29 protein-coding genes and 1 pseudogene are annotated in these 25,508 nt (G+C 66.2%); 16 read left to right on the top strand and 14 right to left on the bottom strand.

Going from position 1 to position 25,508, the window contains the following annotated elements:
- Positions 1-88 precede the first annotated feature (88 nt).
- The 4 genes and pseudogenes from CHB65_RS00005 to CHB65_RS00020 all read right to left on the bottom strand — a co-directional run.
- Positions 89-274: pseudogene (locus CHB65_RS00005) on the bottom strand (hypothetical protein); the annotation flags it as partial.
- A gap of 90 nt (positions 275-364) precedes the next feature.
- Positions 365-1,282: a phosphonate ABC transporter, permease protein PhnE gene (gene phnE / locus CHB65_RS00010; protein ID WP_218818900.1), complete on the bottom strand. Its 918-nt coding sequence runs from the start codon at positions 1,280-1,282 to the stop codon at positions 365-367.
- The gene (locus CHB65_RS00015) at positions 1,275-1,979 is read right to left on the bottom strand and encodes a phosphonate ABC transporter ATP-binding protein (protein ID WP_089383006.1); all 705 of its coding nucleotides are present in this window, start codon (positions 1,977-1,979) and stop codon (positions 1,275-1,277) included. Before CHB65_RS00015 ends, phnE begins: the two co-directional genes overlap by 8 nt.
- A gap of 121 nt (positions 1,980-2,100) precedes the next feature.
- The gene (locus CHB65_RS00020) at positions 2,101-3,042 is read right to left on the bottom strand and encodes a PhnD/SsuA/transferrin family substrate-binding protein (RefSeq protein ID WP_089383007.1); all 942 of its coding nucleotides are present in this window, start codon (positions 3,040-3,042) and stop codon (positions 2,101-2,103) included.
- Positions 3,043-3,279: 237 nt separating this feature from the next.
- On the opposite strand from CHB65_RS00020, the gene CHB65_RS00025 reads away from it, so the two are divergent.
- Positions 3,280-3,798: a hypothetical protein gene (locus CHB65_RS00025; RefSeq protein WP_089383008.1), complete on the top strand. Its 519-nt coding sequence runs from the start codon at positions 3,280-3,282 to the stop codon at positions 3,796-3,798.
- 62 nt (positions 3,799-3,860) lie between these two features.
- The gene (locus CHB65_RS00030; protein ID WP_089383433.1) at positions 3,861-4,439 is read left to right on the top strand and encodes a thioredoxin family protein; all 579 of its coding nucleotides are present in this window, start codon (positions 3,861-3,863) and stop codon (positions 4,437-4,439) included.
- A gap of 38 nt (positions 4,440-4,477) precedes the next feature.
- Here CHB65_RS00030 and CHB65_RS00035 read toward each other — a convergent pair whose 3' ends face one another.
- The 5 genes from CHB65_RS00035 to CHB65_RS00055 form a co-directional block, all read right to left on the bottom strand.
- On the bottom strand, positions 4,478-4,963 hold the full coding sequence (locus CHB65_RS00035) for an RNA-binding protein (RefSeq protein ID WP_089383009.1): 486 nt from the start codon (positions 4,961-4,963) through the stop codon (positions 4,478-4,480).
- A 78-nt stretch (positions 4,964-5,041) separates the two neighbouring features.
- Positions 5,042-5,230 carry a DUF1918 domain-containing protein gene (locus tag CHB65_RS00040; RefSeq protein WP_089383010.1) on the bottom strand — a complete coding sequence of 63 codons (189 nt, stop codon included), beginning with the start codon at positions 5,228-5,230 and terminating at the stop codon, positions 5,042-5,044.
- Positions 5,231-5,424: 194 nt separating this feature from the next.
- On the bottom strand, positions 5,425-6,012 hold the full coding sequence (locus tag CHB65_RS00045) for a DUF7524 family protein (RefSeq protein WP_089383011.1): 588 nt from the start codon (positions 6,010-6,012) through the stop codon (positions 5,425-5,427).
- Between the two features lie 122 nt (positions 6,013-6,134).
- Positions 6,135-6,329 carry a methytransferase partner Trm112 gene (locus CHB65_RS00050; RefSeq protein ID WP_089383012.1) on the bottom strand — a complete coding sequence of 65 codons (195 nt, stop codon included), beginning with the start codon at positions 6,327-6,329 and terminating at the stop codon, positions 6,135-6,137.
- Between the two features lie 70 nt (positions 6,330-6,399).
- Complete coding sequence (locus tag CHB65_RS00055; RefSeq protein ID WP_089383013.1) at positions 6,400-7,116, bottom strand: diphthine--ammonia ligase; 717 nt, start codon at positions 7,114-7,116, stop codon at positions 6,400-6,402.
- Positions 7,117-7,245: 129 nt separating this feature from the next.
- Here CHB65_RS00055 and CHB65_RS00060 point away from each other — a divergent pair, with 129 nt between their 5' ends.
- The gene (locus tag CHB65_RS00060; protein WP_089383014.1) at positions 7,246-8,562 is read left to right on the top strand and encodes a trans-sulfuration enzyme family protein; all 1,317 of its coding nucleotides are present in this window, start codon (positions 7,246-7,248) and stop codon (positions 8,560-8,562) included.
- 22 nt (positions 8,563-8,584) lie between these two features.
- Here CHB65_RS00060 and CHB65_RS00065 read toward each other — a convergent pair whose 3' ends face one another.
- Positions 8,585-9,409 carry a shikimate dehydrogenase gene (locus tag CHB65_RS00065; RefSeq protein ID WP_089383015.1) on the bottom strand — a complete coding sequence of 275 codons (825 nt, stop codon included), beginning with the start codon at positions 9,407-9,409 and terminating at the stop codon, positions 8,585-8,587.
- Between the two features lie 101 nt (positions 9,410-9,510).
- Here CHB65_RS00065 and CHB65_RS00070 point away from each other — a divergent pair, with 101 nt between their 5' ends.
- From CHB65_RS00070 to CHB65_RS00105, 8 genes are all read left to right on the top strand, one after another.
- Positions 9,511-10,461: a calcium/sodium antiporter gene (locus CHB65_RS00070; RefSeq protein ID WP_089383016.1), complete on the top strand. Its 951-nt coding sequence runs from the start codon at positions 9,511-9,513 to the stop codon at positions 10,459-10,461.
- Positions 10,462-10,572: 111 nt separating this feature from the next.
- A complete protein-coding gene (locus CHB65_RS00075) occupies positions 10,573-12,027 on the top strand; it encodes a D-aminoacyl-tRNA deacylase (protein WP_089383434.1) in 1,455 nt (484 codons plus the stop codon).
- Between the two features lie 106 nt (positions 12,028-12,133).
- The gene (ftsZ, locus tag CHB65_RS00080; RefSeq protein WP_089383017.1) at positions 12,134-13,270 is read left to right on the top strand and encodes a cell division protein FtsZ; all 1,137 of its coding nucleotides are present in this window, start codon (positions 12,134-12,136) and stop codon (positions 13,268-13,270) included.
- A gap of 113 nt (positions 13,271-13,383) precedes the next feature.
- Entirely contained in the window at positions 13,384-13,632 is a 249-nt protein-coding gene (locus tag CHB65_RS00085) for a hypothetical protein (protein ID WP_143420324.1), read from the top strand.
- A 58-nt stretch (positions 13,633-13,690) separates the two neighbouring features.
- Positions 13,691-13,867 carry a protein translocase SEC61 complex subunit gamma gene (locus CHB65_RS00090; protein ID WP_089383435.1) on the top strand — a complete coding sequence of 59 codons (177 nt, stop codon included), beginning with the start codon at positions 13,691-13,693 and terminating at the stop codon, positions 13,865-13,867.
- On the top strand, positions 13,867-14,319 hold the full coding sequence (locus CHB65_RS00095; protein WP_089383019.1) for a transcription elongation factor Spt5: 453 nt from the start codon (positions 13,867-13,869) through the stop codon (positions 14,317-14,319). Before CHB65_RS00090 ends, CHB65_RS00095 begins: the two co-directional genes overlap by 1 nt.
- A gap of 54 nt (positions 14,320-14,373) precedes the next feature.
- Entirely contained in the window at positions 14,374-15,522 is a 1,149-nt protein-coding gene (locus tag CHB65_RS00100) for an NAD(P)/FAD-dependent oxidoreductase (RefSeq protein WP_089383020.1), read from the top strand.
- A gap of 89 nt (positions 15,523-15,611) precedes the next feature.
- Positions 15,612-16,763, top strand: coding sequence for an aldo/keto reductase (locus CHB65_RS00105; RefSeq protein ID WP_089383021.1), 1,152 nt, complete (start codon positions 15,612-15,614; stop codon positions 16,761-16,763).
- Positions 16,764-16,830: 67 nt separating this feature from the next.
- On the opposite strand, the gene CHB65_RS17200 is transcribed toward CHB65_RS00105, so the two are convergent.
- Complete coding sequence (locus tag CHB65_RS17200) at positions 16,831-17,001, bottom strand: HVO_0758 family zinc finger protein (protein ID WP_179213540.1); 171 nt, start codon at positions 16,999-17,001, stop codon at positions 16,831-16,833.
- Positions 17,002-17,134: 133 nt separating this feature from the next.
- On the opposite strand from CHB65_RS17200, the gene CHB65_RS00110 reads away from it, so the two are divergent.
- Both CHB65_RS00110 and CHB65_RS00115 read left to right on the top strand, forming a co-directional pair.
- Positions 17,135-17,791: an SDR family oxidoreductase gene (locus CHB65_RS00110; protein ID WP_089383436.1), complete on the top strand. Its 657-nt coding sequence runs from the start codon at positions 17,135-17,137 to the stop codon at positions 17,789-17,791.
- An 89-nt stretch (positions 17,792-17,880) separates the two neighbouring features.
- Entirely contained in the window at positions 17,881-19,350 is a 1,470-nt protein-coding gene (locus tag CHB65_RS00115) for an MATE family efflux transporter (protein WP_089383437.1), read from the top strand.
- Between the two features lie 51 nt (positions 19,351-19,401).
- On the opposite strand, the gene CHB65_RS17205 is transcribed toward CHB65_RS00115, so the two are convergent.
- Together CHB65_RS17205 and CHB65_RS00125 are read right to left on the bottom strand one after the other, a co-directional pair.
- Positions 19,402-20,700 carry a helix-turn-helix transcriptional regulator gene (locus tag CHB65_RS17205; protein WP_179213541.1) on the bottom strand — a complete coding sequence of 433 codons (1,299 nt, stop codon included), beginning with the start codon at positions 20,698-20,700 and terminating at the stop codon, positions 19,402-19,404.
- A gap of 137 nt (positions 20,701-20,837) precedes the next feature.
- Positions 20,838-21,833: a DUF7096 domain-containing protein gene (locus tag CHB65_RS00125; RefSeq protein ID WP_089383022.1), complete on the bottom strand. Its 996-nt coding sequence runs from the start codon at positions 21,831-21,833 to the stop codon at positions 20,838-20,840.
- A gap of 162 nt (positions 21,834-21,995) precedes the next feature.
- Between CHB65_RS00125 and CHB65_RS00130 the strand changes: the two genes are divergently transcribed.
- A complete protein-coding gene (locus tag CHB65_RS00130) occupies positions 21,996-22,583 on the top strand; it encodes a DUF7097 family protein (protein WP_089383023.1) in 588 nt (195 codons plus the stop codon).
- Between the two features lie 58 nt (positions 22,584-22,641).
- On the opposite strand, the gene CHB65_RS00135 is transcribed toward CHB65_RS00130, so the two are convergent.
- Positions 22,642-23,691, bottom strand: a complete 1,050-nt coding sequence (locus CHB65_RS00135; protein ID WP_089383024.1) for a threonine aldolase family protein — start codon at positions 23,689-23,691, stop codon at positions 22,642-22,644.
- 2 nt (positions 23,692-23,693) lie between these two features.
- Here CHB65_RS00135 and CHB65_RS17210 point away from each other — a divergent pair, with 2 nt between their 5' ends.
- On the top strand, positions 23,694-23,840 hold the full coding sequence (locus CHB65_RS17210; RefSeq protein ID WP_179213542.1) for a hypothetical protein: 147 nt from the start codon (positions 23,694-23,696) through the stop codon (positions 23,838-23,840).
- A 73-nt stretch (positions 23,841-23,913) separates the two neighbouring features.
- Complete coding sequence (locus tag CHB65_RS00140) at positions 23,914-25,440, top strand: carboxypeptidase M32 (protein ID WP_089383025.1); 1,527 nt, start codon at positions 23,914-23,916, stop codon at positions 25,438-25,440.
- The last annotated feature ends 68 nt before the right edge of the window (positions 25,441-25,508 follow it).

The raw sequence follows: 25,508 nt of genomic DNA on the forward strand, positions 1-25,508 counted from the left end.
TCCCGCCGTGCAGTCATCGGTGGTTTGCGTCATCTAGTGACGGCGCGTATCCCCGCCGTAAACGGCGAGGTTTTGCGCCTGCTCATCCGATAAACACCGTCGGTCCATCGTCGACACCGTTCACGATCGTCACCGGGATCTCGATCGCGTCCCCGAGGTAGGTCTCTGAGACCTCATACCGGAGGTGTCGCTTCTTCCCGGGTGCGACCTCGCTCTCGAACCGGAACGGATCGGTCCGGCCAGGCGTCCGCGTTCCTGTGTCGTTTTCGGCCATACAACCCACGGGCGGGCAGTCCTCTTGAAGCCTCTCGTGGGCGGTCGTTGCGATCCCGTGGCGTTCCTCCGCGTTCAGGCGGAGACGGAGTCAATCTCGGGCAGCACGTCGGTCCGCGTCGAGTGCATCACGCAGGAGCGTGGCGACGGCCTCGACGGCAACGACGAGAACCAGAATGATCAGGATCGCCGCCATGACGCGCGTGTAGTTCCTGGCGTTGAACGCCATGATCAGCGGGTAGCCGATCCCGCCGGCGCCGACGATGCCGAGCACCGAACTCTTCCGGGCGTTAAGCTCGAGATAAAACAGCGTCCAGGCGACGTACGCGGTCGTCACCTGTGGACGTCGGGCCGCCCACGTCGTCGCGAGGAGGCCCGCTCCGGTCGACATCACGGCTTCGACGGGCCGAGGGTCGATCTCCTCCATCTCGTCGGCGAACAGCCGACCGAGGTCACCGATCGTCCCCATGGCGATCGCGAGGACGCCGGCGACAGGTCCCAATCCGGCGAGGATCACGAACAACAAGGCGTAGACCATACTCGGGACCGCCCGGATCGTCCCCAGGAGGAGGCGAAGGGGGCCGTGAACCGGTCTCGGTGTCACGTTGCCTGCCGCGAGGACGCCGAGACAGAACGCCAGTGGCAGTCCGATCGCCGTTCCGACGGCCGCAATGGCGAGCGTTTCGATCGCCGCCCAGCCGAGCGCTGGCCCGTCCCCTTGGAACTCGGCGAGCAGTTCCGACGGGACGAGCATCTCCTCAAGCAGGACGGATTGCAAGTTTCCACGGTGCTCCCAGAGGTATCCGAGGTCGAACCCGAGCCAGGTGGCCGTGTAGACGACCGTTGCGAGGAGGCCGACGACGACGACGAGTCGCCGAAGCTGTCTTCGACGCCACGTGCGCTGGACCTGCTTGAGTTCGTGTTCGACGTCCGGAGGGTCCTCGGAACGTGTGTGGGTCCCTTCGGATGGTGTATCGCCCCTGTCGGCCGCCTGTTCGTGATCAGCCACCGTCGTACACCTCGAGAATGCGCTCTTGGCCGACGTCGGCAGCCGATGCATCGAGAACGAGACGGCCGTCGTCGAGGCCGAGGTACCGATCGGCGACCGCTCGGGCGAGTGCAGGCTGGTGGAGGCTGACCAGACCGACCAGCGACTCCTCCCTGACGACTTCGGCGAGCAACTCGAGGACCGTGCGACCGGTCTCGGGGTCAAGCGAGGCGACGGGTTCGTCCGCGAGCAGAACCCGTGGCTCCTGCTGGAGGGCCCGAGCGATCCCCACGCGTTGCTTTTCGCCACCGGAGAGATCCCCAACCCGGCGGTCGGCGTACCCGCCGAGCCCGACCGCGTGGAGGCGTTCGATGGCCTGCCGTTTGGCGGTCGGTGCGTGCCACCCGACCAGTTCCCGCCAAGCCGGCTCTCGGCCGAGCCCGCCGTCGAGGACGTTCTCGAGGACGGACTTGCGCTCAAGGAGCGCCCCTTCCTGAAAGACCAAGGCGACGTCCGTCGGACCGAGTGGTCGCTCGTTGAGCGTGATAGTCCCTCGATCCGGTCGCTCGAGACCATCGAGACAGCGGAGTAACGTGGTCTTACCGGCCCCGGATCGACCGACGAGAACCGCCAACTCGCCGGGCTGGAGCGTCACGGAGACGGAACTGACCGCCCGGGCATCGTCGTATCGTTTCTTGAGGTCGGTGACGGTGAGCATCGTTCGTGTCGCCTCCCTGTGGTCGGGTGCCGTTTCGAGGTCGCCGGGTTCCGTTTCGAGGTCCCCGGGTGCCGTTTCGAGGTCGCCGGCTACCGTATCGAACGAGACGCGGCGGTGGGGATCAGTCGGATTCGGCCTCGTCGAGCGTGTCGATATCGACGCCCATCTCGATCGCGATTTCGCGCGTCTGGTCGTAAAGGTCCGCGTCGAACTCCCCGTACTCGTCGACGCGGTGGTCCTCGAGGTGCTCCTCGGGGGTGTCATGGAGTCGGTCGGCCACTGCCTCGCGGACCTCATCCGGTGTGTCGGGTGTCGCGACGACGACGTCGAACGGGATCGGGTCACTCTCCCCGATGACCTCGAGATCGGCGTCGGTCTCGTCCGGCTCGGGATGCTCGAAGTCGCCGTAGGCGGCGGCAGCCACGTGGCCCTGTTCGAGTGCGGTCAGTGCGCTCCCGTGACCGCCGGCCCACTCGACCTCGACGTCCTCGGCTTCCGTGTTGACGTCGCCGGCGTCGATCCCTGCTTCACGAAGCGTGTACTGCGGGAAGATACCGCCGCTAGCCGAGAGCGGATCGACGAGGGCGAGCGTCTCACCGTCGAGGTCCTCGAGTGATTCGATTCCGGTCTCAGCGCGGGTAACGATGTAGGTCCGGTAGGAGTCGCTCCCGTGCGACCAGTTGACCGCGAGCGGGTGGACGCCGTCCTCCTGCGCGAGGGCGAAGATCATCGGCGAGAGGTTCCCGATTTCGCTATGCCCCTGAACGACGCTCTCGACGGCAGCCGCGTAACTGGTCGTCTCCTGACCCGCCACGGCGTCGACACCGTCGAACCCATCCTCAAGCCATTCGAACGTGCCGGCGTATTGCGTCTCGAGGTCCTCGAGGTCCTGAAACGGCGGCAACGCGAACCCGATCTCGCCGCCGGACCACTCGCCGACCGGATCGTCCGTGTCAAGGCCGGTGTCGTCGCCATTCGTCCCGTCATCGTTCCCACCGAGACAGCCAGCGACGCCCGTGAGAAGTGCGCCTCCGGCAACCCCAAGATAGCTTCGTCTGTTCACGCAGATGCCTCGGAACCACCCACAGATAACACCCACGAATATCATCCGTGAAGAAGCGTCTGTGATCGCATGCGGTCTGGACAGCGGAACGTCGACGGATCGAATCGACTGAAGCCCCCCGGACGCTGACCGTTGCTACCGTGGCCCCGTCGGTCCCTCCCCCGTTGGTCAACGGGGAACGGGCGTTCACCGACGATCCCCCGAGGGTTCTTATCGGAAAGCGCCGCCAGTCGGCCCATGTCATCCATACGCCCGACCGGTGCCGGCTTCGATACGTCCCACGAGGATCGCCGAGGGGAGACGGACTCACCCCGCCTGAACGGCGAGGAGCAGTACCCGTCCCGTGCAGATCCGACGACGCAGTCGGCAAGGATCGCCGAGTCCAACGTCCGCGAGCGGTTCAGCGGGAGACGGATCGCCGGCGGACGAGGCGGGGGATACCGATCCGCGGGAGCTTGGCGGCCGAACGCCGTCGCCCTCCTCGGGCTCGTGCTGGTCGTCGTCGGCTTCGTGGCCGTTCCGACGGTAGTCCTCATCGAGCGGCTGTCCACGGCGGTCAGCACGGGAGCGCTCGGGAACGGTGTCGGCCCGATGGGCGGTGTCACGACTGGGATCACATCGGCCGGGCAAATGCCGATCATTCACGGGCCGCTCAGGCTGCTGCGAAACGTCGCGCTCCTTGTCGCCGGACTCATCGCTGGCATCGGGGTCTCCGTGCTCGGACTCGTCACCCTTCGAGCGCTCATCCGGCGGTGACCGACGGCGCGTTCCGATCGATCGCTCGGAACGCCTTTCCGCACGGGGCCGGAAGGGGTGATATGGCGCTTATGGAATCCGACTCGGAACTCGAACGCGGCGATATCGCTCCGTCCTTCGAGCTACCCGGCACGGACGGTGAGACGTACACGCTGGAGAACTTTACCGGGAAGGCTCTCCTCGTCGTCTTCACCTGTAACCACTGTCCGTACGCGGTGGCGAAGTTCGACGTCCTCAACCGGCTTGCCGCCGAGTACGACGACCTCGACGTCGTCGGCATAAACCCGAACGACGCCGACGAAAAGGCGGACGATTCCTTCGAACGGATGCGTGAGTACGTCGCTGACGGTCGGATCGCCTACGACGCGTACCTTCGGGACGAAGACGGCGCGGTCGCCGCCGCCTACGGCGCGGTCTGTACGCCCGACCCGTTCCTCTTCGGTCGCGACGACGGGGGGACATGGCGGCTCCGATATCACGGTCGACTCGACGACGCGTTGAATCCGGAGGAGGAGCCGACGGAGTCCTATATTCGGCCGGCGGTCGAGTCGGTCCGTGCCGGCGAGGAGGTCTCGATCCCGGACCGGCCCTCGCGGGGCTGTTCGATCAAGTGGCCGCCGGAAGCACCGACCGACAGCTGAAGGGCCCCGCGGACCGTTCCGGTTGGCGCCGAAAACGATCAGTCGCCGCTTCCGTCGGCCCCGGCTCTTTTATCGCTGCCGTCCGCCTCGTTCCCATCCTCCAGCCGTTCGAGCGTCTCGTGGGCGTTCTCGACGGCGGCGTCCTTCTTCGCGGGATACGCCTCGACCTTCGCGCGGACGGTGATGCCGTCACCGAGCCGGATATCGCCCCCGAAGGCGGCCTGTTTGTCCAGCCGGAGAAAGAGCGCGCACTTCTCGTCGATGCGCTCGTCGAGTTCCGCGAGCACGCGGTCGAGGCCTTCGAGGTCGGCGAGTCGGTCGAGGACGTGACGCATCCCGTCCGCGGTCTCGATCCTCGTGGAGAGGATGACGATCCGGTCGCCATGGTGGCCAACGTTCTCGACGCGATCGATGTCGGCGTCCTCCGGGAGCAACTCGCGAAGCGCCTGCTCGACACGCTTCTCGTCCTCCGTCGCGTACGCGAACGTGCGGAGGTCGACGTAGTGAAAGGGGATTCTGGGCATGATTGGTGAGTCCGGCCGTCCACGGTGCGTCGGCGGTAGGGTGCCGATCGATGGACGATCGATGGGGGGTCCGAGCGGTTATTCCTCGTCGTCGACGGCTTCAAGCGCGTCCTCGGGGATGCCGGTTTCCTGGCCGTCCTCAAAGCTCACGGTGTAAGTCGACTCGCCGAACATGGTCTCCATGACCTGCGTGATCGTCCCGGCATCACCGTCGTACTCGCTGTGTTTGTCGTGCAGGACGACCTCATCATCCTTCTCAAAGCTCATAGAATCCCGTTTCCGTGGAACGGTTAAAAGCGCGCGGATCCGGTCCCGAAAGCGCGCACGGGTTCAGCCATGGGGTGGCGCAGCCACGGTTATAAAATCGAACGGGATCGGCCGCAGAGGGGTTGGACGGACACGACCGTCGACGAAACGAGGACGGGGCGTCGCATGCATCGCGCCGGGCAGCGGTACTGAACTCACCACACGAGCAAGAAGACGAGCGCGGCGAGTGCGATACCGAGCACGACGCCGACGGCGACGAGGACGAGGACGCTTTCGACGGTGACCGCGACGAGGATCGCGACGAGGATCGCGAGGAACGCGACCACGGCGGCGGGGATCCCGCCGTTCTCCACCAACCGGTCCATCGCAACGGCAAGACGCTGGCTCAGCGGCGGTTCGGCGGGGCTCCGTTCGGGCGGCTTCGCGAACGTCTCGTCGACGACGACCTCCTCCGGGCCGCGTTCCGGCGGCGGCTCGATGGCGACGTCGACGTACGCGACGCCGGAGCCGTAGCCGGTTACCACCTTCAGCTTGCCACGAACGGGCTCCTCCACCTCGTCGGTGGCGATGTGGACCCGGCGGATCCCCTCGTCCTCGACGAAATGGTTCACCGCGGCGAGCGACGCGACCCGATCGAGATCGTCATCGAGGTGGAGATGCACGTGTGTCGAGCGGCCGAGGTTCTGCAGCTCGACGGAGAACGGCCTGCTCGTCGTGAACCGGTCCGGTGCCTGAATGGAATGGACGCCGTCCCCATTCAACTCGACGGATAGGGTCGCCACAGGTGTCAGGTCGGACCCACGGTAGAAAAAGATTCAGTTCGATCCGGAAGACGGAGGGCTCCGAACGGCCGGAACGGTCTGGCGATTCGGGTCACCCGTCTCCGCTCAAGTCGGGTGACCGTTCAGGCGGTCGCCTCCTCCCGCATATCCGGTGGAAGGAGGTTCGGGATACCGTCTTCGATCGGGTAGGTCTCCCCGCACTCGGTGCAGGTGAGCGTTCCCTCGAGGATCTCCTCGTCATCTCGCTCGTCGACGTCGAGATCGAGGTCGTGTTTGTCGAGCGGGCAACAGATGATGTCCATCAGCGACTCCTTCATGTCGCGGGATTGGCCGGGGGCCATCAAAAGCCTGCGGGTTGCCGGAGCGGGAAAGGCGACGGCGACCAGCTCAGACCAGCTCCGCGTCCGTGACCTCGAGGTGACCGCGGTCGCCCTCCCATACCCGTTCGTACGTCAGGTCGATCCGTCGAGCCATATGTGGCCCATCGACGACGTACGTCTCGAACTCGCCGCCCTCCCCGAGCGGATGAACCCCGTACTCCTCGCGAAGCGCGAGCAGTTTCGCAAGCGTCTCGTGGTCGTATCGTCGCCCGAGCCAGGACTCGTCCAGTCCGTATGCGGCCACCTGCACGATCCGGATGTCGAACCCGGCGTCGATCATCGATTCGGCAAGTTCGACGGGGTTTTCACCCCAAAGCGGGGCGAACAGGTCGATCCCCAGTCGGTCACACATCCCGCGGATACGGCTCGTCTGAAACTCGCTCTCGACGGCGCCCGCGGTCACGCCCGCGAGGTCGATCCCCTCCGCCGCGGCGATCTCCGTCAACGCCGCCTCCATCGGGACGAGCTCCGCGTCCCCCTGTGCGCCGGCGTCCTCGACGTCGGCGGCGCCGAAGTCTGCCGGCTCCACCTCGACGAGGTCGATCCCGATGCTTTCGGCGGCGAGCGGAGCGAGTCGGGTCGCCGGCGTGTGATACATATAGGAGTCGCCGGCGGGATGAACGGTCAACAGTCGAGTGACCGAAAGCCCCTCCTCCAGCGCCCGATACACCGCCCACGAGGAGTCCTTCCCGCCCGAAAAGAGTCCGACCCAGTCTGCGGTCATACACGATTTGAGCGGCCCGATGGGTAAAGCATCCACGATCGTCGGATCATCCCTCCGAGTTATACCGAGAACGGCCAGTTATTACTCTAAAATGATAAATTATTACAGCCACGGCCGCGATCGGTCGACATGGACCGAAACGAAGTGGGGAGATCACCGTCCGAGAATCCGGAGTCGGAGGCCGAACACGGAAGCGAACTCGGCCGGAGGTCGGACGGCGAGCGGGGCTTGAACACGGTCGCCGTTTCGGCGGGCGAGGAGCCGTTCACCGTCGGGACCGAGGCCGGCGACGTCGTCTCGCCGATCCATCTCTCCTCGACGTTCGCGCTGCCGGGGCTCGACACGGGAATGAGCCTCGAAGACGTCGACCCCGACGCCGGCGAGTTCGTCTACTCGCGGCTCTCGAACCCGACCCGCCACCGATTGGAGACACGCCTCGCGGCGTTGGAGGGTGGCGAGCACGGACTGGCGTTCGCGTCGGGAACCGCCGCCATCTTCACCACGTTGCTCGCGTCGCTCGAACCCGGCGACCACGTCGTCGCCTTCGAGGACCTCTATGCCGGCACCCGACGCATGCTCGATCGGGTCTTTTCGGAGCGATTGGGCGTGGCGATCTCCTACGTCGATGCGACCGAGACCGCGAACGTCGCCGACGCGGCCGACGAGGACACCGCTGTGATCTGGATGGAGTCGCCGACGAACCCGCGGCTCGCGCTGTGTGACATCGCGGCGATCGCCGAGGTGGCCGACGAGGTCGGGGCGACCTTCGGCGTGGACAACACCTTCGCGAGCCCGGTCTTCCAGCAGCCGCTCGCGCTGGGAGCTGACGTCGTCGTTCACAGCACGACGAAGTACCTGAACGGACACTCCGACGCCGTCGCGGGGGCAGTCGTCACGAACGACGACGCGCTCGCCGAGGAGCTGACCTTCCTCCAGCAGGTCGGCGTCGGCGCGGCGAGCCCGCCGTTCGATAGCTATCTCGTCGGCCGTGGGATCAAGACGCTCGGGGCGCGGATGAGCCACCACGAGGCCAACGCGATGGCCGTCGCCGAGTACCTGGACTCCCGTCCGGAGGTGACGGCGGTGTACTATCCCGGGCTCGAAAGTCACCCGGACCACGATCTCGCCCGCGAGCAGATGTCGGGGTTCGGCGGCGTGCTCTCGTTCGAGATCGACGGCGAGATCGACGACGCGAAACGGTTCCTCGAGGCGTTAGAGGAGTTCACGCTTGCCGTCTCGCTCGGCGGCGTCGAGAGCCTGATCGAACTCCCGGCCGGAATGACACACGAGCCGATCCCCCGCGAGGAGCGTGAAGCGATCGGTATCACGGACACCCTGATGCGCGTCTCCGTCGGCATCGAGGACATCGACGACCTGATCGCCGACCTTGACCGCGGCTTCGAGGCGATCGGTCGGACGGCGACGAAGGCTCACGGCGACGATTGAGCCGACCGAACTGGATCGTCCATCAGTGGAGTTCCGCACGAAGCGCGTCGTTCATCGCCCCGACCGGTGCCGTCTCTCCGGTCCAGATCTCGAAGGCCTCGACGCCCTGGTAGAGGAGCATCCACGCGCCGTCGACCGTCGTCGCGCCGGCCGCAGCCGCCTCGCGGAGGAGCCGCGTCTCGATCGGGGTATAAACGGCGTCGAGGACGGCGAGGTCCGCATGGAGGTGGTCGGCGGGAACCGGCGTCTCCGTGGGGGCCTCCATGCCGACGCTCGTCGCGTTAACGAGGACGTCGGCCGACGCGACGTGCTCACCGAGGTCCGAGAGTCCGCCACCGGTCGCGCCCGGGACGTCACGTGCCAGATCCTCGGCCCGTTCGGCGGTTCGGTTCGCGATGTGAACCGTCGCGCCAGCGTCCGCGAGCGCGAACGCGGCCGCCCGCCCCGCCCCGCCCGCGCCGACAACGACGGCATCGGTTCCCGAGAGCGCGACACCGTGGTGTTCGAAGGCCCGCGTGACGCCGGCGGCATCCGTGTTGTGGCCCCGCGGGCGGTCGCCCGCCCCGTCGCGAATCGGGCCGAAGTCGATCGTGTTGACGGCGCCGATCCGCTCGGCGAGCGGGTCGACGGCGACGGACTCCAGCACGTCCTGTTTAAAAGGGATCGTCACATTCAATCCGGCGACGCCGAGCGTCGCAGCGCTCTCGACAGCCTCCCTAGCGGCGTCGGGGGCGGGCTCGAACGTGACGTAGCGGGCGTCGAGGCCGAGCGCGTCATAACCCGCCTCGTGCATCGGCGGCGACAACGAATGGCCGACCGGGTGGCCGATCAGTCCGTAGACGTCCATATCGAAGCGACCGTTGCGGGCCTCTTAAATGACGGCATCGTGCCGCTCATCGGCGACGTGTCATCGCGACCATTTATACCTCCGGACGAGAACGGTTCGGCGTGCCGCTCGGCTCGCCCGCAACCGAACTCCTCTTGCTTGCCGCGGGAGTCATCCTCTTGTATTTGGGCGCGGAGTCGCTTATAAAGGGCGCGGCGGATCTCGCGCTCGCCGTCGGGCTCAAAGCGTCGACCGTCGGCGTGACCGTCGTCGCGTTCGCCACGACCGCACCCGAGCTGTTCGTCGCCATCGTGGGTGCGGCCACCGTCTCGACCGATATCGGGCTCGGTGCGATCGTCGGCTCCAACATCGCCAACATCGGGCTGGTCCTCGGGATCGCCGCGCTCATCCGCCCGCTCGACGTCTCGGAGACGGTCCTCCGGAATCAGGTGCCGTTCATGGTGGTTGCCGCGCTGTTGCTCGTCGCGTTGGGCTGGAACGGTCGAATCGGTCGGCCGGAGGGGGTGGTGCTGCTCGTCGCGCTGGCGGGGTTCACCCTCGTCGTGATCCGCCGGATACAGCGAACCCAGTCCGGGATCACGGCCGCCGAACGGGACGCGATGCCGGACGCCAGACCCCGTGACGTCGGGCTCGTCGTCGTCGGGCTCGTCGCCCTCGTCGCCGGGTCGCAGTGGCTGATCTCGGGCGGCCGAGGGCTCCTCTCGGCGGCTGGGTTTTCGGACCTCTTCATCGGATTGACCGTCCTCGCCATCGGCACGTCGCTGCCGGAGCTCGCCGCCAGCGTCGTCGCCGCCGTCCGCGACGAGACGAGCTTCAGCATCGGCAACGTCGTCGGGTCGAACATCTACAACGTCCTCGCGGTGATCGGCATCCTGGCGATACTCACACCGATCCAGGTGAGCGCCGGCGTCCGTGCCTTCGAGTTCCCGGTGCTGGTCGCGATCACCGTTCTCGTCGTCGGCTTGATGATCCGCGGCGCGCGGCTCTCACGCCTCGACGGGTTCGTACTCATCGTCGCCTACGGCGTGTTCGTCTATCTGCTGTTTCCGTGACGCCGCGGTGGGTTCCTCCTTTCACCCCGCTCATGTGGCCTGTTCGGAGTCAACCGCGAGCACTCGCCCCGGACCGATGCCTATTCGGCGGCCCGCGTGGACGGATCGACCGTGATCGCGATCGTCGTCAGTCGGGCGGACGAGGCCTCCGAACACATCGGGGAGCGGCTGCTTGAAGCGGGGAGTTGGACGGAACACGAGGACCTCGACCGCCCGGAGGAGGTGGGCGGGGGGACCTACTATCGCACGCGGGGGTTCGAGCTTCGGACGTTCGAGGAGCTACACATCTATCTCGACGATCCGAGCGTCGCCTTCGATGACCCGGCGTTACTCGTCTTCGTCTCCAGACATCGCGGGGAGACGGGGCCGCTTCTGACCGCACACGTCACCGGAAACTTCGGACCCGCCGAGTACGGCGGCGATCCCGGGGCGCTGGCGCACGCACCGCCGGGCGCGGAGAAACGCGTCGTCGAGGCGCTCGCCGAGCACGCCCCGGATGGCTACGATGTCGGCATCGAATGCACCCATCACGGTCCGACAGACGTGACGGTTCCGTCGATGTTCGTCGAGCTGGGGTCCGGCGAGTCGGAGTGGGCGGATCCGGCGGGCGCGCGGGCGGTCGCCCGGGCGGTGCTCGAGTTGGGTGGCGATCGAGAGGTGCAGGATGGAAACAAACACGGAGCCCGCGAAAACCCGTATGAACACGTACCGGCGGATCTCCGTGGCGAAGACGACGTTCCAAGGCACATCGTGGGCTTCGGGGGCGGTCATTACGCCCCACGGTTCACGCGGATCGTGCGGGAGACGGAGTGGGCCGTCGGCCACGTCGCCGCGGACTGGGCGCTCGCGGAGATGGGGCCGCCGGGGGAAAACGCGGCGTTGGTCGCGCGGGCGTTCGAACGGAGCAACGCCGAGTTGGCGGTGATCGAGGGCGACCGTCCCGCGCTCGCCGCGACGGTCGAGGACCTCGGGTATCGAGTCGTGAGCGAGACGTGGATCCGGGAGGTCGAGGATCGACCGCAGCGGCTCATCGCGACCCTTGAAGCCGAGCTGACTGCCGTGGATGAGGGATTGCGGTTCGGGGACGTCGTTCCCCCGGCCCACGGCACCGACCCGATCGAGGGCCTCCGTGTCCGAACCCTCCCCGGCGACCTCCTCGCACGGGCACAGGGGATCGATGCGACGGCAACCCGCGCGGCCGTCGAGCGACACACGGTCGCCTTCGAGACGGAACAGGCGGGGACACGGGCGGCGGGCCGTGCGGTATTCCTCGCGACGGAAGCGGGAGGTGGTGAGGACGGCTGGTCGGACCCGATGCGTGCGCTTATCGTCGATCTCGCGACCGTCCTCGAAGACCGGTATGAGCGCGTCGAGGTCGACTTCGAGGGCGGCGTCGTCGTCGCCCGCGAGTCGGCGTTCGACCCCACGCTGGCTGCGGAGCGAGGGGTTCCGGAAGGGCCGGCGTTCGGTCGACTGTCGGCGGGCGAGTCGGTGGTCGTCGACGGGGAGCCGATCGAACCGGACGCGGTGACACGCGAGTCCGTCGATCGATTCCCGATCGGCTGATCGAGTGAACCGTCGAAAACGCCCCTGTCGGCCCGTGAAACGCCGTCAGCCCCACGTCTGACGATGGGCAAAGATAAATAGGCGTGGGTCGCAACGATGCCACATAATGGACTCCATCCTAGAGGATGCGATAGACGAGGCCGAGGAGGGAGCTGACGGATTCGGCGGACCGGACGGCGACGCCGGCGGTCCCCCGCAAACGGGTATGATGACCGACGAGGAGCTACAGGACGTTTTAAAGGACCTCCAAACGAACATCACGGTGATCGGTTGCGGCGGGGCCGGCGGCAACACGGTCAACCGAATGGTCGAGGAGGGGATCCACGGCGCAAAGCTCGTCGCCGCGAACACCGACGTCCAGCACCTCGTCAACATCGAGGCGGACACGAAGATCCTGATGGGCCAGCAGAAGACCCAAGGTCGAGGGGCCGGCTCGCTCCCGCAGGTCGGCGAGGAGGCCGCCATCGAATCCCAAGAGGAGATCCAGGACGCCATCGACGGCTCGGACATGGTGTTCGTCACGGCCGGACTGGGCGGCGGCACGGGGACCGGCTCCGCGCCCGTCGTCGCGAAGGCCGCCCGCGACTCCGGCGCGCTGACCATCGCCATCGTCACCACGCCCTTTACCGCCGAGGGCGAGGTGCGCCGGACGAACGCCGAGGCCGGCCTCGAACGGCTCCGTGACGTGAGCGACACCGTCATCGTCGTGCCGAACGACCGCCTACTCGATGCCGTCGGCAAGCTCCCCGTTCGACAGGCGTTCAAGGTCTCCGATGAGGTGCTCATGCGCTCGGTGAAGGGGATCACCGAGCTGATCACCAAACCCGGCCTCGTCAATCTCGACTTCGCCGACGTGCGCACCGTGATGGAGAAGGGCGGCGTCGCGATGATCGGGCTCGGCGAGTCCGACTCCGACTCGAAGGCACAGGACTCCGTCAAGAGCGCGCTCCGATCGCCGCTTCTGGACGTCGACATTTCCGGGGCGAACTCCGCGCTCGTCAACGTCACCGGGGGGACCGACATGTCGATCGAGGAGGCCGAAGGGGTCGTCGAGGAGATCTACGACCGGATCGACCCCGACGCGCGGATCATCTGGGGCACCTCCGTCGACGAGGAGCTGGAGGGCGAGATGCGGACGATGATCGTCGTCACCGGCGTCGACTCCCCGCAGATCTACGGCCGTAACGAGGCCGCGGAGGCGCAGGCCGCCGCTCAGATGGAAGATATCGACTACGTCGAGTAGACGAGTCCTCGGGACGGGACGAGCCGCACACGCTCCCCGCCACACCGACGCTCCCACCACACCGCGCCGCTCCCGCCACACCACTGCACCCGCCACACCGCCGCTCCCCTCCAATGGTTCAACTGCCTTTCACGACCGACGCCGACCGCGACGCAGTGCCGACGATCGACCGACCGACACCGGATACCGATCGTGGCATTCCGGGGCGGGCGGAGGCCCCGCTCACCGCGTCCGTCACGCTCGTGGTCGCCGTCGCCATGGGGGCGGCCCTCGGCGACCCGCTCACGTGGAGTGATGCGGGGACGGCGCTCACGGCCGTCGCCGCAGGGCTGACGCTCACCTCCCTGCTCGGACGTGGGTAGCCGTCGGGCGGGCGGCATCAAAAAGGTCAAACGGCTCCGCGTCAAAAACCCCGACAACATGAAAGTTCCCTACGACCTCAACAGCTACATTCGCGTGTTGAAACTGGCCAGCACGCCGAGCATGGACGAGTTTATGCAGGTCTCGAAGATCGCCGGCGCCGGCATCATCCTCGTCGGGGTTATCGGCTTCCTCATCTTCGCGATCATGAGCCTCCTCCCGGGGGTCGGCGCCTGATGGGGATCTTCTCGGTGAAGACGACCGCGAGCCAGGAGCGGACGGTCGCCGACATGATCGCCGAAAAGGAGATGCCGGAGATACACGCCGTCATCGCCCCCGACCAACTCACGAGTTACGTGATGGTCGAGGCGTCGAACGGCAACGTCTTCGCGCGGATCCTCGATGAGATCCCCCACGCCCGCGGCGTCATCGAGGGGGCGAACGGCCCCGCCGAGAGCCCGTTCTCGGAGGTCGAACACTTCCTTTCGCCGACCCCCGACGTCGAGGGGATCGCCGAGGGCGACATCGTCGAGCTCATCGCCGGTCCATTTAAAGGCGAGAAGGCGCGCGTCCAGCGTATCGACGAGGGCAAAGATCAGGTGACCGTCGAGCTGTACGAGGCGACCGTCCCGATCCCGGTGACGGTCCGCGGCGATCAGATCCGCGTGCTCGACTCCGACGAGCGGTGAGGACGGGCGGAAACACCACCCCGGCTTTTTATTCGCTCCCGCGTTCCACCCAGTATGCACGCCGTCGTGATCGGAGGGGGGATCGTGGGGGTGGCGACCGCACATGCCCTCGCGGAGCGCGAGGTTGCGGTCACGCTGCTCGAACGCGACGCGCTCGGAACCGGCAGCACGGCACGTTCTGCGGGCGGGATCCGGACGCAGTTCTCGACGCCGGTGAACGTTCGCCTCTCGCTCGCCAGCCTCCCGGTCTGGGAGACGTTCGAGGAACGGTTCGACGTCGATATCGGCTTTCATCAGCACGGCTACCTCTTTTTGGCCCGGACGGACGCGACGGCCGCGCGGTTCGAGGAGGCGGTCGGCATGCAGCGAGGGCTCGGTGTCGACGTCGAGCTGCTTTCGCCGGCAGAGGCGGCAGCGATCTGTCCGGGCCTGCGGGCCGATCGCTTCGTGGCGGCGACATACAACCCCCGCGACGGCTACGCGGATCCCAATCTCGCGGTACAGGGGTTTGCGGCCGCCGCCCGCGAGCGGGGGGCCGAGTTGCGGACCGGCGTGGCGGTTCGGGACCTCCACCTCGAGGGTGGGCGGATCGTCGGCGTCGAGACCACGGAAGGACGGATCGACGCCGACATGGTGATCAACGCGGCGGGTGCGTGGGCGGGACACGTCGTCGACCCGGCCGGCCGATCGCTTCCGATCGCGCCGCGTCGACGCCAGATCGCGGTCGTCAAGCCGGGGAGGGGGATACCGGCTGACCTCCCCCTCACCATCGACATGGACGCGGGCTCGTATTTCCGGCCCGAGGGGGAGGACACCGCGCTGGTCGGCGGTCACGCCGCGTCCGAGGACCCGGACGTCGATCCCGACGCGTATCCCACGTCGATGAACTTCGAGGAGGCGGTCGGCGCGCTCGAACGCGCCGCCGACTACACGACCTACTTCGACGGGGACACCCGGCTCGTGCGGGGATGGGCCGGTCTCTATGCAGTCACGCCGGATCGGCACCCGATCATCGAGGAGACCGCCCCGGGATTATACACCGTCGCCGGCTTCTCCGGGCACGGGTTCCAGCACGCGCCCGCAGCCGCCCGGTGCATCGCGGAGATCGCCCTCGACGGCGAGGCCGCGATCGAGGGTGTCGAGTCGCTATCGAGCGACCGTTTCGAGGACGAGGACGGACCCGTCGAGCAGAACGTCGCCTGATCGGGCGGCGTCGATCCCGCCGCATTCGATGACACGACGTATCGACCCCGCCGTCTTTATTCGGATCCGTGTCCTCGGTCGGAGCAACGATGGCGACCCGCGAGGCCCTCTGGAACTATCGCAACGAGTTCGGTGACGCGTTCGGGCGCACGTACTTCCGACGGTTCGGGCCCGGAGTGATAGCGAGCATCGGGCTCGGGACGTATCGTGGCGAGCCGACGGATGCGGTCGATGGCGGCCTTCGGAAAGCAGTCGGGCTCGCGATACGCTCCGGCGTCAACGTTCTCGATACCGCAAGCAACTACCGTCATGGGCGCTCCGAACGGGTCATCGGCGAGGTGTTGAGGAACTCGTCGATCGAACGCGACGCGGTCATCGTCTCGACGAAGGGTGGGTTCGTCCCCTTCGAGGGGGGCGAACCGATCGACCGCACCGCATTCCTTCGCGATCGGTTTCTGAACCCGGGGATCCTCGAGGTCGATGACCTCGCGGGCGGGTCACACGCGCTAGCGCCGACCTTTCTGGAGTGGTCGCTCGACCGATCGCTTGAACGACTGGGCGTCGCGACGGTCGACTGTTATTATCTGCACAATCCGGAGACACAGCTCGCGGTACGTTCACGCTCGGCCGTCTACGACGCGATCGAGGACGGCTTGGAGCTGTTGGAACGACGGCGACTCGCGGGCGACGTGGGGTGTTATGGCATCGCGACGTGGGAGGCGTTCCGGGTGCCCGAAACCCACGACTCGTATCTCTCGTTGACCGAGATACTCGCCCGTGCCGAGGCCGTCGGCGAACGGATCGGACCGACCGACGATCACGGGTTCGAAGCGCTACAGCTGCCGTTCAACGTCCACATGGCGGACGCGTTCACCCGGGCGAATCAGCGACCACCGAAGAAGGCTGCGCGCCCGTCCGATGGATCCGATCGAAGGACAAAAGGGACCGATGATGAGCGCCTGTCAACGCTCGAGTTGGCCCACGAGGCGGACCTCTCGGTGTTCACCAGCGCGAGCCTCGCAGGGGGCGATCTCGCGCGGATCGATGCGATCCCGCCGGCGGTCGATCGGGAACTCGCCGGCGACACGCCGGCTCAGCGGGCGATCAACTTCGCACGAAGCGCTCCCGGCGTCACGTGTGCACTCGTCGGCACAGCGGACCGCGATCATCTCAGCGAGAACGTCGCGGGCGGAACATTCGATCCGATGGGCGCGAAGGCGTTCGACTCGGTGTTTGTGTGACCGACACGAAGCGTCCCTCGTCCATGAGCACGCCACCGGGATCGGTTAAAAGAGGAGTAAACCCGATCTATCGGAGTTCTTTGAACCGGAGCCCGCAGTCCGGACAGATCCGCACCGAAAAGACCTCATCGGGGTCGTTCTCCTTTTTCAGTCCGCGTTCACACGCGGCGCAGGTGAGCCGCTCGTAGTTGTCTTTATAGAGGTCGCCGTCGCGAAGCGCCTTCCGCGTTGATTTCATATGCGCGGATTGAACATCGGACGGTATAAAAACCCCGACCCTCGTCGGACGACCGTCCGACAGCGATGTGGTCGGGTACCCGAAAAGCGAGGCGGACCGAAACGACAAGGACGGTTCGGATAGAACGGCACGTATGGCCACCCTCCTCGTCGTCGGCGGTAGCGGGTTTATCGGACGTGAGGTCTGTCGGCTTGCGGTCCGGGACGGACACGAGGTCCGGAGCATCTCACGTCGGGGCCCGCCAGCGGTCGATGCCCCGTGGACCGAGCAAGTCGCGTGGACGAGCGCGGACCTGTTCAGACCCGACGCGTGGCGAAGCCGTCTCGACGGCGTCGATATCGTGGTACACGCCGTCGGGACCATCACCGAAGCGCCGACGGACGGCGTCACGTTCGAGCGGATAAACGGCGATTCGGCGATCCTCACCGCGCTGGAAGCGGAACGGGCGGGTGTAGAGACGTTCGTCTTTCTCTCCTCGGCGGTGAAACCCCCCGGCGTCAGGCATGCGTATCTCTCCGCAAAACGACGCGCCGAGGCGGCTATTGCCGGGCTCTCCTTCGAGCACGTGACGCTTCGTCCCGGGCCGGTGTACGGCTCCGAACAACCGCACTTCCCGACATCCGTGAACACGATCCTCCGATTGGTCGGTTCGCTCACACCGCTTGCAGAGCGGCTCGGCGAGGCGCGGCCCCTCCCCGTCGAAACCGTCGCGCGGGCGGCCTATCGGAGCGCGCTCAATCCCGAGGAGACGCTTTTTGACGTCGAAGACATCCGACGGATCGGACAATGACAGCGGTGCCGAGTTCCGAACAGTTAGGCTTCCGGGCCCGCTGGTTCCGATACTGACTCCCCGTGGGTAACGACGACGCCCGGATCGATATGACGTCGGGGGCGATCCCCCCGAAGCTCTTCCACCTCGCGTGGCCGTTAGTGCTCGGCAACCTCTTACAGACACTATATAATCTTGCCGACATGTTTTGGGTCGGGAGGGTGAGCACGGACGCGGTCGCGGCCGTCTCGCTTATGTTCCCGCTCTCGTGGATGTTCGTCTCCACGGCGATGGGGCTCACGGCCGCGACCATCGCGCTCGTGAGCCAGCATATCGGCGCGGACAACGATCGTCGCGCGGACGCCATCGTCGCCCAGACGTGTCTGCTCGCGACTATCGTCTCCGTCGCGCTGGCGATCCTCGGATTCGCGACCCGCCATTGGCTGCTCTTTTGGATCGGCGCCCGCGACGCCGTCTACGTCGAGGCGCTCGCGTACATCGAGGTGATCTTCTTGACGCTCCCGCTCACGTTCCTCTTTTTCGCCTTCCGATCCTCGTTGCAGGGCGCGGGCGACACGAAGACCGCGATGTGGCTCGTGGCGGTCTCCGCGGGACTCAATATCGTCATTGACCCGTTTTTCATCCTCGGTTGGGGACCGTTCCCGGCGCTCGGTACGCAGGGTGCGGCGATCGCCACGTTCATCGCTCGACTGGTCGCCACCGCGATCGGTATCTGGATCCTGATCCGTGGCGACTGGGGCGTCAAACTCCACGTGAGCGACCTCAAACCGGACCCGGCGATCCTCCGCAGGCTGATCTCGATCGGCTACCCTGCGACGCTCGACGGCTGGGCGCGGTCGTTCGCGGCGGTCGCGATGGCGGCGCTGGTCGCCCGGTTCGGCCCGGCGGCGACGGCGGCGTACGGGATCGGCGTTCGATTGATGTCCGTCTCCTGGACGGTCGCCGGCGCGGTCGGACAGGCGACGGCGACCGGGGTCGGCCAGAACCTCGGGGCGAACACGCCGGCCCGTGCGGCGTCGATCACCCGCACCGCGACGCTTGCGACGATGCTCCTCCTCGGCGCAGCCGGCGGGCTCGTCTGGCTGTTTCCGGCGACCGCAATGAGGATCTTCATCGACGATCCGGCGACGATCGCGGAGGGTGTCATCTTCCTCCGGATCGTCGCGCTCTCGTGGGCGTTCTTCGGCGGGTTGATGGTGATACAAGGTGCATTTCGTGGAGCGGGCCACACCAAAGCCGCGATGGCGCTCTCGATGCTCTCCCGGTGGATCTTCCGGATTCCGCTGGCCGCCGGGCTCGCGTTCGGGGCCGTCTCCATCACCGTGGGTGGCGTCTCGTTCGGTCCCTTTACCGTTCCGGAAGTCGATCTCGGCTACGTCGGATTCGGTTGGGGTCCGGAGGGCCTCTGGTGGGCGTACGCGACCGCCGCAGTCGCTTCGTTCGTTATCGGCGTACTGTGGTTCCTTCGTGGGACGTGGACTGAAGGGGTCGTCGATGGGAAGCATTCGGATGAGGGAGTGCCACACGCCGTCGACGATCTCTCCGAGGACGACGATTGAGCGATCAGCCGGTGCGTGAGTGACTCGAGGTGACCGATCACAGGGATGGCGCTACCGCGGATCCTCCTCGGGAAGCGTCAGGACGTTCTCGCGTCCGAGACGGAAGCCGACGAGGTCACCCTCCTCGCGTAACCGCTTCGTGACCTGGCTGGTCTTCGCCGCCGTCCAGTCCAACTCCGCTGCGACCTGTTTCTGTTTCATCCGGCCCCCATGCGCCTCGATGAGCCGCATCACCTGCTCCTCGTTGCTCAACAGCTCCCGATCAACACCGGCGAACGGATCCGACTCGGTCGGCTCGGACGAGCCGTCCGCATTCGAGGGTTCCTTGGATTCGGGAGGGTCCTCGGATCCCTCGGTATCGGTTGTATCGGTGGTGTCTGTTATCTCTGTGGAGTTGGTTGTATTTTCGGTGTGCGTCGAACCCGCGGATTCGGTCGACCTGCCGGCCGCATCCGTAGCCGTCCCATCGGCGTCGATTTCTACCGCCGTACCGTCCTCCTCGGGCGATACACCGACGGGGTCGTCCCCCCGGTCGGTCGTTTCCCGACCGGGGACGGTGAGTCGCCCGCTCGCGAGTCCGTAACCGAGTGCGACGGCGAGCAGGATCACGCCGAGGAAGGCGAGCGTCGTCGCCGAGAGTATATGGTCGCTCGCGATGGGACCGGGATCGGCGGGGTCCGTCCCGTCGTCCACCGCAGCGGGATCGAGCGTCACACGGGGTTCACCCTCCGAGAACGTCGTCGGGCCACGCCAGCTCACGGACGTCTCGCCGGTCTCCGTGGGCTCCGGGGTCGCCTCAATGAGGCCATACTCCCCGTCCCACGCGATCCGAAGCTCGGAAGCATCATCAAGGAACAACCCGTCGATCGCGTCCCCGATGACCAACCGATCGCCGTCGACGGCCGCGAAGTTCGACCAGCGGAACGTGTACCGCACGATCCCGTACTCACGCGGCAACTCGACCCGTTCGGCGTCGATCCCAAATTCGGAAACCACCATTTCACGGTCGGTGAACTCGCTGGCATCCGCCGCAGTCGCATCCATCCGGTCGCCGAAGGGGTCGAGATAGGCGTCCGGATCCTCCTCGACATCCGCCCGCAAGTCGTCGAACGCCGCCTCTTCGTCCTCGGAATCGAGCCGAGTTCGGTACTCGATGGTCCATACGGCGTCGCCGCCGGACTCGACTTCGATCGAAAGGATAACGTCGTCGAGATCGACTTCGTCTTCGACCTCTGCGGGCCCGAACACGCTCGCGTGATCGGCAGTTGCGGGGACGGCCGACACGGCAGTGCCCCCCATCAGAAGCGCGAGGAGGAGACAAACACAGAGGGCGGCCGACGAACCTTTCACGTTCGACGGGCAGGGGAAGAACTAATAAAAGGCTTCGTACAGCGCCTGACGGGCGAGAGGACGAACCGATGATCGAGTCCGGTGGTCATTCGACGCCACCCCGATCACAGCCGTGAAAGATGGACGGCGGACGCCCCTCAGATCGGACCACTGCTCACCCCGCTTTCGCTGACCCCATTACCGGTAGGGCCGCCGCCGATGTCATCCGGTGGACCACCGCCCCGATCATCGTCTGAGCTTCCACCGCCCCGATCATCGTCTGAGCTTCCACCGCCCCGATCATCGTCGGACCCGCTGGCGTTTTCAGGTGGCCCTTGGCTCACATTGTGCGCGCCGCGATCGTCGTCCGCGTCGGGGGATCCTGCACGATCGCTCGCGTTTTCAGGTGGTCCCTCTCCGCGTGTCTCGTTCGCCGTGGGCGGTCCCTCTCCGCGTGTCTCGTTCGCCGTGGGCGGTCCAGCGTGCTCCGGACGATCCGGCGGGCCGCCGACATTCGGACCGGCGATATCACGGGCGATCTCGGCGACTTCGGGCCCGGAAAGCTCGTTCGCCTGATTTCGGAGGGTGTCGATCCGCTCGGCATCTATCCCACGGGCCTCCAACCGTTCTTGTGGAACGTTCTCGGCGGCGCTCACGCTGCGGTTCGTCGTGCGCTCTATTGTCGTCGTCTCGGCTGCCAGTCTAGCCATTCGGGAGCGATACTCGCCTTCACTGATCTCGCCGGCCTCCCGCAACTCTCGGAGCTCCTCCTGTCGGGCCTCGATCTCGTCCAAGCGCTCCGCGTTTCGGTCCAGGCGTTCCGCGATAGCGTCCGCGCGCTCCTCCTCGCTTCGGTTTTCCCCGAGACTGTACTCGTAGGATCGTGACGCCACGTCGCCGTCGAGTTCTGCGGCTCCGACCCCGACGACACCGGAGAGCCGCTCACCGGGACTCGTGCGGGTGTCGTTCCCCTCGCGATGTTGTCCCCCGTCGTCGTTCTGTGCGGCGTTGTCGTCGGTCGCGGCCACGTCTGCGGACGGGACGTCCGTCTCGAACACGTCCGCGGCCGTGACGCCTCCGATAGCGGCCCCCCCGATGCCAAGGATCAACAGTCCGGCGAGGGCGACCGTCATCGTCGGCGTCAGTCGTCTCATACACCCACATTGGCTTCCCGTTCACATATAAACTGATCACCTTCAATTCGGATTTATTCGGATCAACGCCGTCGGTCAGAACCTGCTCAGTCTATCGATCCTGCTGCTTTCTGCACATGTTGCAGCACGTAGATTGATTCGTTTCCGAGTCCAGTGACGGGTATGGAGCGGACACCGGATGGAACCCCGGTCGGGGTCGATGACCCGTACGAGGTCGCGGGCGTCTGTGACCACCTCACCGACGACGGCCGCTGCCGCTACGCGCTTGCATACGGCGGGAACGATCCCACGTTCACTGCGGCGCGGCGGCGGGACGACTATGCCTGTCACGTCGGCGAGGCGGGCCGCTGGCGTGCCTGTCCACACTACCGATTCACGAGCGACGAAGCCGCCTGTTACCGCTGTGGGATCGAGGAGATGCGGATGGCACACGACGAGTCGCGTCCGCTGTTGGAGGAACACCATCTTCAGTACGGAGGTGCCTCATCGTCGACCGAACAGGATGCAAACGAAGCGTCCACGAGCGGCGCGGACAAAACCGACGACCTGGAGGACGATGCCGGCCCGCATGAGATCACGGTGACGCTCTGTCGTTGGTGTCACGCGAAGGTGCACAAATCCATCGCCCGGATCGACGACGACGCGAGCCCGACCCCGGAGGCGATAGCGGAACACGAACGACGGCGATCACGGGAACGTTCGGAGGCGTCGTTCACGAGCGCGAGCGAGCGATACGACCCGGATCGATAGGCGGGTCCGCGTGAAATCGGCGTGCCGGTGCGTGACCGTCTACGCGACGCGTGGCAGCCTACGCCGTCGCCATCGGCTCGACGGCCTCCGTTATCCGGGCGAGCGCCTCGTCGATATCGGCGGCGTCGACATCCAAGTGGGTCGTGAAGCGGGTCGTATAGGTGTCGAACTCGCTGGCCCCGACGCCGACGGCATCGCACGCCTCCACGAGTTCCGTGGCGGTGATATCCGCATCCTCCGTGTGTGCGAGCACGATGTTGGTGTCCGGCGACGGCACCGAAAACCCGTCCAACTCGTCGAGTCCGGCGGCGAGCAGTGCCGCGTTCTCGTGATCCTCGGCGAGCCGATCGATGTTCTCCAACGAGAGCAGCCCGGGGGCGGCGATGATCCCCGCCTGCCGCATCCCGCCGCCGAGGAGCTTGCGGATCCGACGGGCCTCCTCGATGAACGCCTCCTCGCCCGCGAGGATCGATCCGACCGGCGCGCCGAGGCCCTTCGAGAGACAGAAGTTGACGGAATCCACCCGTTCAAGCAGATCGGTGATAGGAACCTCAAGCGCGACCGCGGCGTTGAACACGCGGGCGCCATCGAGGTGGACCGGGACCCCGGCGTCGTGGGCGGGAGCGGCCGCTTCGTCGAGATGCGCCTTCGGAACGGCCACGCCCCCGCGATAGTTGTGTGTGTTTTCGAGCGTCAACAGACCGGTTCCGGGTCGATGAAGGTCCTCCTCGACGATCCCCTCCTCGACGGCGTCGCCGGTCGGAACACAACGATCGCCGGCGTCGAGCGTACGGGGTTGGAGTCCCGAGATCCAGGATGCACCCGCGACCTCCCACCGGTAGATGTGTGATTCTCGCTCAAGTAAGACTTCCTGACCCGGTTCCGTGTGAACGTTCACCGCGATCTGGTTGCCCATCGTCCCGGACGGGACGTAGAGTGCGGCCTCCATGCCGACCAACTCGGCCGCACGGCGCTCCAGTTCGTTGACGGTCGGGTCACCACGATGGACGTCATCACCGACGTCGGCATTGCGGGCCGCCTCGCGCATCGCGTCGGAGGGTTTCGTGACGGTGTCGGAACGAAGATCGATGAACTCCTCGGTAGTCATTCGTGAGACGATACACGTGCCCGCGGGAAATAGACTCGCTTCGGATCGCCACCACACTCCCGTCGGCCGTCGCCGCGCTCACGTCGACCGTCGCCGCGCTCACGTCGACCATCACCGCCCTCACGTCAGCCGTCGCCGAAACATCATGAGGGCATCGCCGGAACGTCCCGAGAGCCCCGTCGTCTCCGCGCCCTTCATAAGGACGTGGGGATCAGATCCGATATGGCAACGGAAGCCACGGCTGACGACGCGACGGACGCTCCCGAAGCGTACGAGGCCCTCCTCGACCGTGCACGACGATGGAACGCGATCGGAAGCGCCGCGGGCGTCCTCGGCTGGGACCAACAGGTGATGATGCCGGAAGGTGGCACGCCTGCCCGATCGAAACAGCTCTCGGCGCTCTCGTCGGTCAAACACGACATGCTCACCGCCGAGGAGACCGCCGACCTCCTCGAGGCGTTGGCCGACACCGATCTGAACGACGAGCGGGCGGCGGTCGTCCGCGAGATCCGACGGAAACACGAGCGGGCTGCGGCGGTCCCGGTCGAGTTGGTCGAGGAGATCTCCGAGGCGAGTTCCGAGGCGCTTCCCGCCTGGGAGGAGGCGAAGGCGACGGACGATTTCGACCACTTCGCCCCCCATCTCGAAAGACACGTCGAACTCAAACGCGAGTACGCCGAGGCGATCGATCCCGACAGCGACCCGTATGCGGTGTTGTTTGCGGATTATGAACCCTGTCTGTCGATCGATCGGGCGGAGGCGATCCTCACGGAGCTTCGCGAGACGCTCGTCCCGATGATCGATGCGATCCGTGACTCCGACGCCGATCTCGCCGTCGACACCTTCGAGGGGACGTTCCCGGTCGATGAACAGGAGGCGCTCTCGCGGGACGCGCTCGAACTGGTCGGCTATGATTTCTCTCGCGGTCGGCTCGATGTCTCCTCACACCCGTTCACCTCGGGGAACCAGTTCGATTGCCGCGTGACGACCCGCTTCGATGAATCGGATCCGCTCGGAGCGATCGGCTCGACGATCCACGAGTTCGGTCACGCCCAGTACAACCTCGGGCTGCCGAAGGACCACTGGGGAACGCCGCTCGGGGAATCCCGTGACCTCTCCGTTCACGAGTCGCAGTCGCGGCTCTGGGAGAATCACGTCGGACGGAGCAAGCCGTTCTGGGAGCTGTTCCTCCCGACGGTGAAGGATCGATTCCCCCAAGTCGCCGATGCGACCGTACAGGACGCCTACGAGGCGGCGAATCAGGTGTACGAGGACAACCTTATTCGGGTCGAGGCGGACGAACTCACCTATCACCTTCACATCATCGTGCGGTTCGAGATCGAACGCGACCTCGTCCGTGGGGACCTCGCCGTCGAGGACGTCCCGGAGGTCTGGAACGACAAGTACGAGGAGTACCTCGGCATTCGCCCGGAGACCGACGCGGAAGGCTGTCTACAGGACATCCACTGGAGCCACGGGAATTTCGGCTACTTCCCGACGTACTCGCTCGGCTCCGTGATGGCCGCACAGCTGTACGCCGCCGCCGAGGAGGCGATCGACGACCTCGAAGGCGCCATCGCCGAGGGCGACTTCGATCCGCTTCACGAGTGGCTCGCGGAGAACGTTCACCGGCACGGCTCCCGATATGAGACGAACGAACTCGTCGAGGAGGCGACCGGCAAGCCGTACACCGCGGACGCGTTCGTCGAGTACGTCGAGCGCAAGTACGGCGAGTTGTACGCCCTCTGAAACCACCGACCGCTGCGGACACGGATCGTATATAAGCGCCGACCGCTGCGGACACGGATCGTATATAA

The sequence above is a fragment of the Halorubrum vacuolatum genome (assembly GCF_900188065.1).
In the GTDB taxonomy this organism is placed as follows: domain Archaea; phylum Halobacteriota; class Halobacteria; order Halobacteriales; family Haloferacaceae; genus Halorubrum; species Halorubrum vacuolatum.

Excerpts from the sequence above, each read along its gene's own strand:
- CHB65_RS00065 (WP_089383015.1), bottom strand. The coding sequence starts at position 9,409 with ATGGACGTCTACGGACTGATCGGCCACCCGGTCGGCCATTCGTTGTCG.
- CHB65_RS00040 (WP_089383010.1), bottom strand. The coding sequence starts at position 5,230 with ATGAGCTTTGAGAAGGATGATGAGGTCGTCCTGCACGACAAACACAGC.
- CHB65_RS00095 (WP_089383019.1), top strand. The coding sequence starts at position 13,867 with ATGGGGATCTTCTCGGTGAAGACGACCGCGAGCCAGGAGCGGACGGTC.
- CHB65_RS00130 (WP_089383023.1), top strand. The coding sequence starts at position 21,996 with ATGGAGCGGACACCGGATGGAACCCCGGTCGGGGTCGATGACCCGTAC.
- CHB65_RS00035 (WP_089383009.1), bottom strand. The coding sequence starts at position 4,963 with ATGCCCAGAATCCCCTTTCACTACGTCGACCTCCGCACGTTCGCGTAC.
- CHB65_RS00140 (WP_089383025.1), top strand. The coding sequence starts at position 23,914 with ATGGCAACGGAAGCCACGGCTGACGACGCGACGGACGCTCCCGAAGCG.
- CHB65_RS00050 (WP_089383012.1), bottom strand. The coding sequence starts at position 6,329 with ATGAAGGAGTCGCTGATGGACATCATCTGTTGCCCGCTCGACAAACAC.
- CHB65_RS00115 (WP_089383437.1), top strand. The coding sequence starts at position 17,881 with ATGACGTCGGGGGCGATCCCCCCGAAGCTCTTCCACCTCGCGTGGCCG.
- CHB65_RS00015 (WP_089383006.1), bottom strand. The coding sequence starts at position 1,979 with ATGCTCACCGTCACCGACCTCAAGAAACGATACGACGATGCCCGGGCG.
- CHB65_RS00090 (WP_089383435.1), top strand. The coding sequence starts at position 13,691 with ATGAAAGTTCCCTACGACCTCAACAGCTACATTCGCGTGTTGAAACTG.
- CHB65_RS00110 (WP_089383436.1), top strand. The coding sequence starts at position 17,135 with ATGGCCACCCTCCTCGTCGTCGGCGGTAGCGGGTTTATCGGACGTGAG.
- ftsZ (WP_089383017.1), top strand. The coding sequence starts at position 12,134 with ATGGACTCCATCCTAGAGGATGCGATAGACGAGGCCGAGGAGGGAGCT.
- CHB65_RS00030 (WP_089383433.1), top strand. The coding sequence starts at position 3,861 with ATGGCGCTTATGGAATCCGACTCGGAACTCGAACGCGGCGATATCGCT.
- CHB65_RS00125 (WP_089383022.1), bottom strand. The coding sequence starts at position 21,833 with ATGAGACGACTGACGCCGACGATGACGGTCGCCCTCGCCGGACTGTTG.
- CHB65_RS00025 (WP_089383008.1), top strand. The coding sequence starts at position 3,280 with ATGTCATCCATACGCCCGACCGGTGCCGGCTTCGATACGTCCCACGAG.
- CHB65_RS00105 (WP_089383021.1), top strand. The coding sequence starts at position 15,612 with ATGGCGACCCGCGAGGCCCTCTGGAACTATCGCAACGAGTTCGGTGAC.
- CHB65_RS17200 (WP_179213540.1), bottom strand. The coding sequence starts at position 17,001 with ATGAAATCAACGCGGAAGGCGCTTCGCGACGGCGACCTCTATAAAGAC.
- CHB65_RS00135 (WP_089383024.1), bottom strand. The coding sequence starts at position 23,691 with ATGACTACCGAGGAGTTCATCGATCTTCGTTCCGACACCGTCACGAAA.
- CHB65_RS00100 (WP_089383020.1), top strand. The coding sequence starts at position 14,374 with ATGCACGCCGTCGTGATCGGAGGGGGGATCGTGGGGGTGGCGACCGCA.
- CHB65_RS00085 (WP_143420324.1), top strand. The coding sequence starts at position 13,384 with ATGGTTCAACTGCCTTTCACGACCGACGCCGACCGCGACGCAGTGCCG.
- CHB65_RS00060 (WP_089383014.1), top strand. The coding sequence starts at position 7,246 with ATGGACCGAAACGAAGTGGGGAGATCACCGTCCGAGAATCCGGAGTCG.
- CHB65_RS00055 (WP_089383013.1), bottom strand. The coding sequence starts at position 7,116 with ATGACCGCAGACTGGGTCGGACTCTTTTCGGGCGGGAAGGACTCCTCG.